Source organism: Ruegeria sp. YTSA072 (assembly GCF_059610285.1).
The window spans coordinates 41646-54314 of the sequence record NZ_JBXWNI010000001.1; the positions used below are offsets into that span (position 1 = coordinate 41646).

Annotated in this window: 12 protein-coding genes and 2 pseudogenes; 8 read left to right on the forward strand and 6 right to left on the reverse strand. The window is 54.8% G+C overall.

Going from position 1 to position 12669, the window contains the following annotated elements; genetic code table 11:
- Window positions 1-61: 61 nt before the first annotated feature.
- Genes ureC through AC2FIB_RS00240 form a run of 5 tightly spaced genes read right to left on the reverse strand, consistent with a single transcriptional unit; the run spans window position 62 to window position 3446 of the window.
- Window positions 62-1822, reverse strand: a complete 1761-nt coding sequence (ureC, locus tag AC2FIB_RS00220; protein WP_496737438.1) for an urease subunit alpha — start codon at window positions 1820-1822, stop codon at window positions 62-64.
- The gene (locus AC2FIB_RS00225) at window positions 1797-2129 is read right to left on the reverse strand and encodes an urease subunit beta (protein ID WP_496737440.1); all 333 of its coding nucleotides are present in this window, start codon (window positions 2127-2129) and stop codon (window positions 1797-1799) included. The genes ureC and AC2FIB_RS00225 overlap by 26 nt, the downstream gene beginning before the upstream one ends.
- Window positions 2126-2287 carry a hypothetical protein gene (locus tag AC2FIB_RS00230; protein WP_158506935.1) on the reverse strand — a complete coding sequence of 54 codons (162 nt, stop codon included), beginning with the start codon at window positions 2285-2287 and terminating at the stop codon, window positions 2126-2128. The genes AC2FIB_RS00225 and AC2FIB_RS00230 overlap by 4 nt, the downstream gene beginning before the upstream one ends.
- 18 nt (window positions 2288-2305) lie before the next feature.
- On the reverse strand, window positions 2306-2608 hold the full coding sequence (locus AC2FIB_RS00235) for an urease subunit gamma (protein ID WP_058276342.1): 303 nt from the start codon (window positions 2606-2608) through the stop codon (window positions 2306-2308).
- 1 nt (window position 2609) lies between these two features.
- A complete protein-coding gene (locus AC2FIB_RS00240) occupies window positions 2610-3446 on the reverse strand; it encodes an urease accessory protein UreD (protein ID WP_496737483.1) in 837 nt (278 codons plus the stop codon).
- Between the two features lie 375 nt (window positions 3447-3821).
- On the opposite strand from AC2FIB_RS00240, the gene urtA reads away from it, so the two are divergent.
- The 7 genes and pseudogenes from urtA to AC2FIB_RS00275 form a co-directional block, all read left to right on the forward strand.
- Window positions 3822-5102 carry an urea ABC transporter substrate-binding protein gene (gene urtA, locus AC2FIB_RS00245; protein WP_496737442.1) on the forward strand — a complete coding sequence of 427 codons (1281 nt, stop codon included), beginning with the start codon at window positions 3822-3824 and terminating at the stop codon, window positions 5100-5102.
- Window positions 5103-5161: 59 nt separating this feature from the next.
- Entirely contained in the window at window positions 5162-7114 is a 1953-nt protein-coding gene (gene urtB / locus AC2FIB_RS00250) for an urea ABC transporter permease subunit UrtB (RefSeq protein WP_496737443.1), read from the forward strand.
- 3 nt (window positions 7115-7117) lie between these two features.
- A complete protein-coding gene (gene urtC, locus AC2FIB_RS00255) occupies window positions 7118-8347 on the forward strand; it encodes an urea ABC transporter permease subunit UrtC (RefSeq protein WP_496737445.1) in 1230 nt (409 codons plus the stop codon).
- Window positions 8344-9084 (forward strand): urea ABC transporter ATP-binding protein UrtD, encoded by a 741-nt coding sequence (gene urtD / locus AC2FIB_RS00260; RefSeq protein ID WP_496737446.1) that lies wholly within the window; start codon window positions 8344-8346, stop codon window positions 9082-9084. The genes urtC and urtD overlap by 4 nt, the downstream gene beginning before the upstream one ends.
- 3 nt (window positions 9085-9087) lie before the next feature.
- On the forward strand, window positions 9088-9783 hold the full coding sequence (gene urtE, locus AC2FIB_RS00265; RefSeq protein WP_496737447.1) for an urea ABC transporter ATP-binding subunit UrtE: 696 nt from the start codon (window positions 9088-9090) through the stop codon (window positions 9781-9783).
- A gap of 278 nt (window positions 9784-10061) precedes the next feature.
- Window positions 10062-10238, forward strand: a pseudogene (locus AC2FIB_RS00270) (IS6 family transposase); the annotation flags it as partial.
- A 101-nt stretch (window positions 10239-10339) separates the two neighbouring features.
- A pseudogene (locus AC2FIB_RS00275) lies at window positions 10340-10414 on the forward strand (IS6 family transposase); the annotation flags it as partial.
- A 133-nt stretch (window positions 10415-10547) separates the two neighbouring features.
- Here the strand turns inward: AC2FIB_RS00275 and AC2FIB_RS00280 are convergent.
- Window positions 10548-11591 (reverse strand): flavin monoamine oxidase family protein, encoded by a 1044-nt coding sequence (locus tag AC2FIB_RS00280; protein WP_496841452.1) that lies wholly within the window; start codon window positions 11589-11591, stop codon window positions 10548-10550.
- On the opposite strand from AC2FIB_RS00280, the gene AC2FIB_RS00285 reads away from it, so the two are divergent.
- Entirely contained in the window at window positions 11560-12582 is a 1023-nt protein-coding gene (locus AC2FIB_RS00285; protein ID WP_496841453.1) for an extracellular solute-binding protein, read from the forward strand. The genes AC2FIB_RS00280 and AC2FIB_RS00285 overlap by 32 nt on opposite strands.
- Window positions 12583-12669 lie beyond the last annotated feature (87 nt).

Consider the following 12669-nt stretch of genomic DNA (forward strand, 5'->3'; position numbering starts at 1 on the left):
TTTGAAGTGGGTGTTTGGTCATTTCTGGGTTGCGCGCGGTGCAATGCAGCATAATTTTTAGTCAGAACATAAAGTATCGCTGTGCCATTGGCAGCACTTCGGCGGGTTGGCAGGTCAGCAATTCGCCATCTGCCCGGACTTCGTAGGTTTCTGGATCAACTTCGACATGAGGTGTCGCGTTGTTGAGCAGAAGATCCTGTTTGCCAATCTCTCGCGTGTTTTGGACAGCGACGGTCTGCTTTGCCAATCCAAGTGTATCACCGATCCCGTCCGCCAGCGCGGCTTGCGACACAAAGGTGATGGCCGAGTTTTCAACGGATCGACCATAGGCACCGAACATTGGCCGACTATAAACTGGCTGCGGGGTGGGAATCGAAGCATTCGGATCACCCATCTGTGCACAAACGATGGTGCCGCCCAGCAAAATCATCTCAGGCTTCACTCCAAAAAAGGCAGGGTCCCATAGGACCAGGTCGGCGCGTTTTCCTTCCTCGATACTGCCAATCTCGTGGCTGAGGCCATGAGCAACGGCAGGGTTGATCGTGTACTTGGCGATGTAACGGCGAACGCGCAGGTTGTCGTTGTCACCGGATTCCTCCGGCAGACGGCCTCGTTGTTTCTTCATCTTGTCAGCCGTTTGCCACGTACGGATCAACACCTCGCCCACGCGGCCCATAGCCTGACTGTCGGACGCGATGATGCTGAACGCGCCCATGTCGTGCAGGATATCTTCAGCCGCGATGGTTTCACGCCGGATGCGGCTTTCAGCAAAGGCCACGTCCTCGGGGATGGATTTGTCGAGGTGATGGCAGACCATCAGCATGTCGAGATGTTCCTCTACCGTGTTCACTGTAAAGGGCCTCGTCGGGTTGGTAGAGGAGGGTAGGACATGGTCCTCACCGCAGATTTTGATGATGTCGGGGGCATGGCCGCCGCCCGCACCCTCGGTATGGAAAGCGTGGATAGTACGGCCCTTTATCGCGGCAACTGTGTTTTCAACAAACCCGGATTCGTTGAGCGTGTCGGTGTGGATCATCACCTGAACGTCCATCGCATCAGCGACCGAAAGGCAGCAGTCGATGGCTGCCGGGGTCGTGCCCCAGTCCTCGTGCAGTTTCAGGGAACAAGCCCCGGCTCTTACCTGTTCCTCCAAAGCAGCGGGAAGCGAAGCATTTCCCTTGCCCGCAAAAGCAAGATTCATAGGAAAAGCATCTGCCGCCTGCAACATCCGGCCGATATGCCATGGGCCCGGTGTGCATGTGGTCGCCAGAGTGCCATGTGCCGGGCCAGTGCCACCACCAAGCATGGTCGTCAGGCCAGAATGCAGCGCGTCCTCTATCTGTTGAGGGCAGATGAAGTGAATATGGCTGTCGAACCCGCCAGCCGTCAGGATGCGACCCTCGCCAGCGATGGCCTCGGTGCCGGGGCCGATGATGATGTCTACACCGGGCTGCGTATCCGGATTTCCGGCTTTGCCGATCTTGGCGATGCGCCCGTCCTTTAGGCCGACATCCGCCTTGTAGATATCCGAGTGATCCACGATCAGAGCATTGGTGATCACCGTGTCCACGGCGCCTTCGGCGCGCGTGGCCTGTGACTGCCCCATCCCATCGCGAATGACTTTGCCACCACCGAATTTAACCTCTTCACCATAGACATCTTCGCGGTGGCCGGTTTCGCTGAAACGCGCAGTCGTTGCGCGCTCCACGATCAAGTCTTTTTCTACTTCGATGATCAGATCGGTATCTGCCAATCGTACTTTGTCGCCGACCGTGGGGCCGAACATGGAGGCATAGTCACTCCGACTGATCTTGCCCGGCATCTTTCAAAGCCCCCATGATATGCAGATTGAAACCGTAGATGTGCCGGCGCCCCTCAAATGGCACCAGCATAGCTTCGCGAGTTTGCCCTGGCTCAAATCGCACCGCAGTGCCCGCCGGGATGTCCAGCCGCATACCCAAAGCTGCATACCGATCAAAATCCAGAGCCGGGTTTGCTTCGGAAAAATGGTAGTGGCTGCCGACCTGTATTGGTCGGTCGCCGGTATTGGCGACAATAACAAGACGGCTGCTGCGTCCTGCGTTCAGCGTCAGTGACCCTTCGGCCGGAATGATCTCCCCCGGGATCATTTCGGCAGCTTCAAAATCACGGTAATGGCGATGACCGCAATCAAGGCCAACCCAACTGCGAGCGCGGCGTAATCACTGCCATGGGCGTGGACTTGGGTATCCGAATGGGCCATGGCCGGACCAGCCAGAATGAGAGCGGGAAACAGCATACGGTTCATAGGTGACTCCTTTAGAAATCAGCGAATGGGGTTGTGGACAGTCACGAGTTTTGTGCCATCCGGGAAAGTGGCTTCGACCTGCACCTCGTGGATCATCTCGGGCACGCCTTCCATGCATTGGTCCCGGGAGATTACTTCAGCCCCAGCTTGCATCATGTCCGCGACCGAACGGCCATCGCGCGCGCCTTCGACCACGGCGTCGGTTATCAACGCAATGGCCTCGGGGTGGTTCAGCTTAACGCCGCGGGTCAGCCGTTTTCGAGCGACCTCGGCGGCCATGGCGACCAGCAATTTGTCTTTTTCTCGAGGTGTCAGGTTCATGTCAGAGCATCCAGCATCGGGGCAATGTGTCTTTGTTCAGTCGGCGTAGAACTGGTATCAGCGTTCGGCGCAGTGCAAAGCTGTTGTCCGCCAGAATACGAATGACCAATAGGTCTTTCCGGATCAGGGTTGCCCCGGCGGTGTCCGGTAGCATTTCCCGGACAGGTTTCAGATGACCTTCGGCGGACCTTGACGCTAAGACGATTAGCGCCATCGCCGCTGCGCCGTTCGCAATATGCGGCTTGGACAAATGCGTATGCCAATCACCTGAGAACCTGATCGCCTCGAGAAACACTGGCGTGTCTTCGCGGCGAATCTCGATTCTATCGCGCAAGCGGATGTCGGTGAGCGTCTCGCCCATGGCAACGCGCCCAAAGACCAGCGGCTCAACCATCAGCATTTCAGCATCAAGCCCCATGTCGATCCTGAGGCGTCGGTCCAAAGCACTGCCGTTGTACAGGATGGTCTCCTGCGGCAACCAGTTCAGCTGGGCGCCATCTTCAACCGTCAAATGGTTTGTAATCTGGCCCCATTCTTTGGGCTGGGCTTTGTAGGCGCGCTCGCAGGCTTGTGTCGTCAAAGTCAGCGCCGTGCATTTTGCTGCCTTACAAGAAAATCGGAATGAATCGCCTCCGGTCACGCCGCCCGCCGTGTTCAGAAGAACCGCATCAAGATCAGGTGTGATCGTTCTGGGGAACAGGCATTTAAAGGACCCAGACTGGCGAAATCTGTCCAGTACAGTCCTGTTGCCCAATTGCTTGGTGCTTAAGCTGACGGTGCCTGCAGCACGTGGCGGTACCGCGCTGTGCGTGGGTAGTATGGCTGCAACTTGTGTAATAGGGCACCTTTAGCGCGTCGTTTGGTGCCACCTGTTTCTCTATTAAAGTGTCGGAACACTAATCTGCAGTGTCGGAATCTGCTTATTTCCACATCGTGTGTCTAAATTTTAGACAGCAACGTCCGACTTAGATGAAAAAATATGCGCTTCTCGCCGATTTCCCAAATTAGGCTAAAGGTAAGTTGCCAACCTTGCTGCAATGCAGAAACCGTATGGGTGCCACCGCGGAAATGACCCGGGGGGTGTGTGACGGCTGCGCGAATTGGACCTCGAACACAACCGCCACACGGAACGCAACAACAGTTGCGGGGATCAGGTAGAAGAAGAGTGTGCCTTTGCGCAAGCCCTCTCTCCCGGCCCCGCCAGGAGGATTACATGAAATCGCTCAAATCCACGCTCGCCGGATCGGTTGTCTTTGCTGCCATAGCCACCGCTGCCTTGTCTGCCGAAGACACGATCAAGGTCGGAGTGCTGCATTCGCTGTCGGGCACGATGGCAATCTCGGAGACTACTCTGAAAGACACCATGCTGATGCTGATCGACCAGCAAAACGCCAAAGGTGGTCTTTTGGGCAAGCAGCTTGAGGCCGTTGTTGTGGATCCCGCATCTGATTGGCCGCTGTTCGCGGAAAAAGCGCGTGAGCTGCTGACCGTCCACGAGGTGGATGTGATCTTTGGCAACTGGACTTCGGTCAGCCGCAAATCAGTACTGCCTGTGATCGAAGAACTGAATGGTTTGCTGTTCTATCCGGTTCAGTATGAGGGCGAAGAAAGCTCTAAAAATGTCTTTTACACCGGTGCGGCCCCGAACCAGCAGGCGATCCCTGCGACTGATTATTTCCTGGAGGAACTGGGGGTTGAGAAATTCGCTCTGCTCGGCACGGACTATGTCTATCCCAGGACCACCAACAATATTTTGGAAAGCTACCTTAAGCAAAAGGGTATTTCGGACGCGGATATCTTCGTCAACTACACCCCCTTTGGCCATTCTGACTGGTCCAAGATCGTATCTGACGTCGTCGCACTGGGCGAAGATGGCAAAAAGGTTGGTGTGATCTCGACCATCAACGGAGACGCCAACATTGGTTTCTATAAAGAACTGGCCGCAGCTGGTGTTTCGGCAGATGACATTCCTGTCGTGGCCTTTTCGGTTGGTGAGGAAGAACTGTCCGGTCTCGATACCGCGAACCTCGTCGGTCACTTAGCGGCTTGGAACTATTTCCAGTCGGCGGATACTGATGTAAATGCCGAATTTGTCGAAACCTGGAAAGCCACCATGGGTGACGAACGGGTGACCAACGACCCTATGGAGGCGCATTTTATCGGCTTCAACATGTGGGTGAATGCCGCGACCGAAGCCGGCTCGACCGAAGTAGACGCTGTGCGCGCCGCCATGTACGGGCAGGAATTCCCGAACCTGACCGGAGGTACTGCTGTGATGTTGCCGAACCACCATCTGGCTAAGCCGGTTCTGATTGGTGAGATTCAGGAAGACGGCCAGTTCGACATCATCAGCGAAACGGACGTTGTGCCGGGCGATGCATGGACCGACTTCCTGCCTGAATCGGCAGTGCTGAAATCGGATTGGAAAGATCTCGGCTGCGGTATGTACAACACCGAGACCGATAGCTGCGTTCAAACCTTGTCGAACTACTAAATCGTACGCAAGGCGGGTGTGATCGCCCGCCTTGCCCAAAGACACGCGGGTTTCACCACATGTTAAGACTATTCCTTGCGGGCCTGGCAATTCTCTTCGCCTGCCTGAACGCCAACGCGCAAGAGGGTGGCCTGCAGCCGATCTTGCAGGATCATCAGGAGATCATTGTCAAAAGCTCGCGCAAGACGATCAAACCGGCGATTGATGCGCTTGCCGCCACTGGGCTGCCGCAAGCGCAGGTGATGCTTGAGACATGGGCCGCCAAAGACATGTGGATGCGCAAGTCTGACGGTCTGTTCTTTGCCGGAACAAAGGCCGAAGAGCGGTTGTACGAACTGACCGATTTCGACACGGGCGAAGTGGTCGGCACGTTTGAGAAATCCGACCTGAAGCAATTGAAACCCAACAGCGGTGTACGCGCTATGATCGGGACAGCTCTGGTGCAGTTCCAGTTGACCGACCCGGATCGAAAGAAGCGCCTAGCCGCACTAAAATCCATTCAACGTGATCCCGAAGGCGCGCTGCTCGAACCTCTTCGTGCCTCGATCGAGGACGAGCCACATGGGGATTTGAAGGCCCAGAAGCAACGGCTCGAACGGCTGCTGACGATTGGATATGACGAAGACGTTGCGGCCCGCGTGGCTGCAATTGAAGAGATGTCGAACGATCTGGGTGTCGACGTCCGCGCGGCGCTGAACCCGTTACTCGTGACCTCACGAAAGACCGCTGCGGACCTGCCATCGGATGTTAACGTCGCCATCATTTTGGAACCCGGATCAGACGCTTTGTCACGGGATGACGCATACCACCTGTTGGTCGCGAGTGACTTGGCTGCGCCCCATGTGTTGCCTGACGACATCCGCCTGGCTTTGGCTGCGAACATCGACGGTGGTCGCGTAGCGGGTGTCCCGGTCGCGCAACTGAACAACAATACTGCGCGCACGCAAGCCTACAGCATTTTGGCTGAAGCCGGACTTGTTCCTGCGCTGGTAACTGAGGCCGATATCGACACGGCGCTGGGTGCGCATGTGTTCTTTGAGACTTATGCCGAGCCGTCCGTCGAAGTAACCGCCGCTGCCGAAAAAGCGCTAAAGAAGATCGAACTGAAAGTTGGCCTAAACCAGACGCTCGACCTGACGTTGGACGCGGTCTCTCTGGCCTCGATCTATTTCCTTGCCGCCATTGGGTTGGCCATCACTTTCGGAGTGATGGGTGTAATCAACATGGCCCATGGCGAATTTATCATGATGGGCGCTTATACGGGCTATGTCGTTCAGCAGTATGTCCCCGACCATACGGTATCGATCATCGTTGCCATCCCAATGGCTTTCGCCGTCACGTTTGCCATGGGCGTCGCCATGGAGCGCCTGGTGATCCGTTGGCTTTATGCCCGCCCGTTGGAAACACTGCTGGCGACCTTTGGTATCTCGATTGCCTTGCAGCAACTGGCAAAGAACATCTTTGGTACACAGGCCCGCCCTCTGACTGCTCCGGGCTGGCTGGACGGTGCCTGGGTGATGAACGATGTGGTTTCGATCAGCTATATCCGCATTGCGATCTTCGTGCTGGCGCTGATTTTTCTGGGGCTGTTCCTTTACATCATGAAACGGACAAGGCTGGGGCTTGAGATGCGTGCGGTCACGCAGAACCCGCGCATGGCCGGATCAATGGGTATCAACCCGGGGCGGGTGAATATGCTGACCTTCGGTCTCGGCTCCGGCATTGCTGGGATCGCGGGTGTGGCCATTGGCCTGTTCGCCAAAGTCACATCGGATCTGGGCAACGACTACATTGTGCAAAGTTTCATGACCGTGGTTGTCGGTGGTGTCGGCAACATCTGGGGCGCGCTGGCAGGCGCGGGGATGATCGGGTTCCTGCAAAAAGGGATCGAGTGGATGAACCCGTCGAATACCCTCGCGGCGCAAACCTACATGATCATCTTCATCATCATTTTCATCCAATTTCGACCACGAGGCATTATTGCCCTCAAAGGTCGCGCGGCGGGGGATTGAGTTATGGAACGTAGTTTTGTTGCTAAGAACCCATCTGTGCTGGTCTTTCTGACCATCCTGTCGCTGTTTACGCTGGGTGTAACTGTCCTGTCCGAAGGGTTCGGGATCGGTGTGATCTCAACCAGTTTCGTCAAAACGCTGGGCAAGACCCTGTGCCTGTGTTTGATCGCTGTCGCGATGGATCTGGTTTGGGGTTTTACCGGCATTCTATCACTAGGCCATTTCGCTTTCTTCGGGCTCGGTGGCTATATGATCGGCATGTGGCTGATGTACGAACGCACTCGGCTGATCGTGGTCGAGTCATTGTCACAAGCCGACATCCCGCCAACGCCTGCCGAAGTTGTGGACGCCATCGGCACTCAGATTTTCGGCGTAGTCGGATCATCCGAATTCCCGCTGATCTGGGCGTTTTCGCACAGCTTGACGCTGCAGTTGATACTGGTCGTTGTGGTGCCTGGCCTGCTGGCACTGATCTTTGGCTGGCTGGCCTTCCGCAGTCGAGTAACGGGCGTCTATCTGTCGATCCTGACGCAAGCAATGACGCTGGCTCTGGCTTTGTATCTGTTTCAGAACGACAGTGGTTTGCGCGGCAATAATGGCTTGTCCGGCTTGCAGAACCTGCCCGGTGTCACTGTCTCTCAAGACGTTGTTTCGCTCTGGTTCCTATGGGCTTCGGCTTTTGCGTTGGGACTGGGTTACATGCTGGCGGCATGGATCGTGTCGGGCAAGTTCGGCTCAGTCCTGCGTGGCATTCGAGACAACGAGGCGCGGGTTCGGTTCCTCGGCTATTCGGTCGAATCCTACAAGTTGGCTGTCTTCACCCTGACGGCTTGCATCGCTGCAATCGCAGGTGCGCTCTACTACCCGCAGGCTGGCATTATCAACCCCGAGGAGATGGCCCCCATCGCCTCAATCTATCTGGCCGTCTGGGTCGCCATCGGCGGGCGGGGCCGCTTGTACGGGGCGGTGATTGGCGCAGCTTTTGTCAGCCTTCTGAGCACGTGGTTCACGGGCGGGCAGGCCCCGGATATCCCGCTTGGCTTTTACACGATCAAATGGGTCGACTGGTGGCAAGTGCTGCTGGGTGTGTCCTTTGTGCTGGTCACGCTGTTTGCTCCGCAAGGTATCGGAGGTTTGTTCGACTTGTATACCAACCAGCGTCATCCCGATCGGCATGGCGCCAATCTGGGACCCGATGAAAGCGCTTTGCGTGAGAAAGAGGCTAGCCTATGAGCACCTTGTTAGAGGTAAGTGGCGTATCGGTTACCTTCGACGGGTTCCGCGCCATCAACAACCTGTCTTTCCAGATTGGTGACGCAGAGCTACGTTCCGTGATTGGCCCGAATGGGGCCGGCAAGACTACGTTTATGGACATCATCACCGGCAAGACCCGACCAGATGAGGGGCGGGTCATATGGGGTGAAAAGTCCGTATCTTTGTTGGATATGACCGAGGCAAAAATCGCGCAGGCGGGAATCGGGCGCAAGTTTCAGAAGCCTACGGTTTTTGAGGATCAGCCCGTGCGCGATAATCTACTAATGGCGCTAAAGAAAAATCGTGGCTGGGTTGGCGTACTGCTTTACCGTCCGTCCAAAAGTGATTTGCAGAAGGTCGAGGACCTGGCCACCGAAATTGGGCTGTATCAGGAACTAAGCCGTAAGTCAGGTGAACTGAGCCACGGGCAGAAGCAATGGTTGGAAATTGGCATGCTGCTTGCGCAGGACCCACGTCTGCTGTTGGTCGACGAACCCGCCGCTGGCATGACCCCGCAAGAACGCGAACATACCACAGACTTGCTAGTTCAAGCTGCAAAGACCCGCGCGGTTGTGGTCGTTGAACATGATATGGAATTTGTCAGGCGCCTGAACTGCAAAGTCACGGTTTTGCATGAAGGATCCGTGTTAGCTGAGGGCAGTCTTGATCACGTGACATCAAATCAGGACGTCATCGACGTCTATCTGGGGCGCTAGAAAATGTTGAAGCTGACCGATCTGACATTGCACTATGGGCACTCGCAAATCCTCAACGGGATTTCCATGGAAGCTTTACAAGGTGAAGTAACGTGCGTCATGGGGACCAACGGCGTCGGAAAAACCAGTCTGATGAAGGCAATCTCAGGGGCGCATCCCCGTTCCGGTGGTGAACTGGAGCTTGACGGAAAGCAAATGGGTATTTTGCCTGCTCATCAGATGGCCTGGAAAGGTGTGGCATATGTCCCCCAAGGCCGCGAAATTTTCCCATTGCTCACGGTTCGAGAAAATCTGGAAACAGGCTTCTCCTGTCTGCCTGCCAGCGAACATTTCGTCCCAGATGATATTTTTGACATGTTCCCGGTCCTCAAAAAAATGCAGAACCGGCGCGGGGGCGACCTTTCTGGCGGGCAGCAGCAACAGTTGGCCATCGCACGTGCACTGATCACAAGACCGCGCCTGCTGCTGCTGGATGAGCCAACCGAAGGTATTCAGCCGAACATAATCCAACAGATTGGAGAGGTGATCCGGCACCTCAGAAAGACGAGCGGAATGGCAATTGTCTTAGTCGAGCAGTATTTCGACTTCGCCTTTGACCTTGCTGACAGGTTTGTCGTGTTGCGACGCGGAGAAATCCTGGTCAAAGGCTCACGAGATGACCTGACGCGTGATCAAGTGTTGCAGGCCGTAACAGTTTAGCACTGTTCCGTGTAGTTGGCTTCGAATTAGATTCATGAAGCCCAAATCACGTTCTGCACTGAAGCTGGGGACATGGTTTGATCCTCCAAATACAATTAAAAAAAAGAATTGCTAATTTTTGAGATACTGTCGTTCGATGTCTCTTGTCTTGATAGGTGAGTACTATCGGACAGATCAACTGGCTTCGTGTACCACTGAGGTTCAAATTGGGCATTGTCAGAGGAAACCGGCTTGAAGCGGGTAGGGTGGTTCAGTAGCTTCGTGGGACGACAAAAACCATACCATTTCGCTACTTCAAAACCAGCCCAGAGATCATTCGCCTAGCGGTTATGATGTATGTCCGGTTCCCGCTGTCGCTGCGGAACGTGGAGGATTTTCTGCATGAGCGCGGCATCGACGTAAGCCACGAAACGGTGCGGTTTTGGTGGAACGGATTTGGTCCAATGTTCGCAGCGGTCTTGTCAGAAGAATTTTGCTTGAGAGGGGCGGGGTGGTTGCGTAGTTTTTGCCCATGACCCGACCTGCCTCCTTCTAGTAGGTCAAAACTAGTCTTGAGATCATCCTTTTGGCGGTGATGCTGTACATCCGATTTCCGCTTTCATTGCGAAATGTCGAAGATCTGCTGCATGACTGTGACTGGATTGCAGGACCTGAATTGGCCGCTGAATACACAAAAGCGAAGCATAGCTTTGCGACTTTCCTCGAAAGGTTTGTTCGATGTTCTATGGTTATTCCACTTTTGGAACAGCTTGATAACTAGTTGTTCAGCGTAACTGCGCCAATACATCTTCCGCGGCCCTTAACCCTTCCAGGTGTGCGCCACTGACCGAGCATTGTTGGTTGGGATGCGTCGCTTCACCGGCGAAGTGCACCCACTTAGCATGAGGCTGACGTAGGACAGCGCGTTGGTTGTGGCCTCCTGGCTTGGCTCCAGCGTAAGAACCACACACATAAGGTTCATTCCGCCAGGCGGTCGCGTACCCTTTGATGAAGTTCTTTCTGATGGCCGTGCCAAAGAAGCCAATCAAAGTCTCGAGTGCGTGTTCGATGGCACTTTCAGGTCCTGCGTTCTGCAAGTCTCTGGAAAAGCTTCCAGAGCTTTCAAAGCTGGTTAGACCGGTGTTTGAGATGTTGCAAAGAAAACCGCCACCACGGGCCACGCCCGACGCGTCGGGTTCTAAGTGATAGGTCAGCCAAGTATCGGGTTGCACTGGCAACGCGTTGGGTTGGAAAAGTAACCCCGCGTGATTGTAGTCGCCCATTGTGATAAGTTCGAGCGCTGCCCGCCGGTCGGATCCGAGCGGGGGATCAAAGCGAATGATGTCTTCGGCGAGAACCCCAACGGAAGCTGTAACGACTACGGTACGAGCTTTGATGTTGCCCCTAGCCGTCGTTATGTGCACGCCATCCGCGAGAGATTTTATTTCTGTGACTGGGGTGTCCAGTTTGATTGGCAGACCCTGAGCAGTGCATGCAATGAGATGTCCAAAGCCTTCACGGCAAAACCAATCATCACCGCCTTCCCAGGCACTGATGTCTCGCAGCGATGTGTCCGGCAAGTCTCTGGCAATTGACAACGCAAATGTCATCGCCGCTGTAAAGGACCAAGATCCTTTGTTTTCCCAAATATCAGCTAGGGAACGATCTGTTGGAATTCCGGTGCTTGCCTCAATTTCTGCATCGATGCGCGCCGCCTCATTTATCGCGTCATGAATTTCATCGACCTCAGCAGTAACGGCTACTGCAATTTCGGGATCGGCATTCGCGCAAGAGCGTGTGTTGAAGGTTACGAATTGGGGAGAGTACATCGCTGAAGACACAATTTCGAACTTCGAAAAAGAATACGGCATCAAGGTCATTTATGATCCGTATGACTCTGCCGAAGCAATTGATGCCAAGCTGCTGGCAGGAAACAGCGGATATGACGTGGTTAGTCATGCCGGCAGTGATACGGCTCGACTGATTAAGGCGGGTATCGTCGCTCCGCTTGATGTGTCGAAGCTCGATAACATTAAGCACATTGATCCGGCCATTTTGGAACAGCTGGCCAGCGAGTGGGATCCAGGCAACCAGCACTTCATTCCGTATATGTGGGGAACGCACGGGGTCACATACAACGAAGAATTGGTGAAAGAGACTTATCCTGACGCCCCCATCGGTTCGATGGATATGGTATTCGACCCTGTGCACATGAAAGAGCTGTCCAAGTGTGGCGTTTCGTTCTTGGATTCTCCGGGCGACATCATTCCAATGGCTTTGGCGCATATGGGTTTGGATGCGAACTCTACAAACAAGGAAGACTATGAGAAAGTTGGGGAGATGCTGGCGGAAATTAGGCCGTACATCAAAACCTTCGATAACTATGCCTATCAGCGGATGCCTCAGAAAGAGTTCTGTGTCTCAACCACTTGGGGCCCGGATGGTCTTCTTGCGATGTCCGGTGCAGCTGAAGCCGATACTGGTGTCGTGCTAGACTTCTTTTTGCCCGAAGGTGATCGCACAGCACAGCTGTGGATTGATGGCTGGCTGATCCCGCAAGACGCTACCAACAAGGAAGACGCACATCTTTTCCTCAACTACATGATGCGACCCGAGGTTGGAGCCAATGATAGTAACTTCACTTGGTATGCGACTGCCAACCTGACAGCCAAACCAATGGTTGATGAAGCCGTCACGTCCAGCCCGGCCGCTTTCCCGACATCAGATCAGGTTGCCAAGATGTATACGACTGCGGTTCTTCCTCCCAAGGTCGAGCGTTTGCAGACCCGCACCTGGACTGATTTCAAGGCTGGAAATTGATCCACTCACACTGGCAAGTGCAGTAGCGGTTCCCATTGGATCGCTGCTGCACCCTCCAATCCATACTGGCAGACTGCGAGGCCCAAA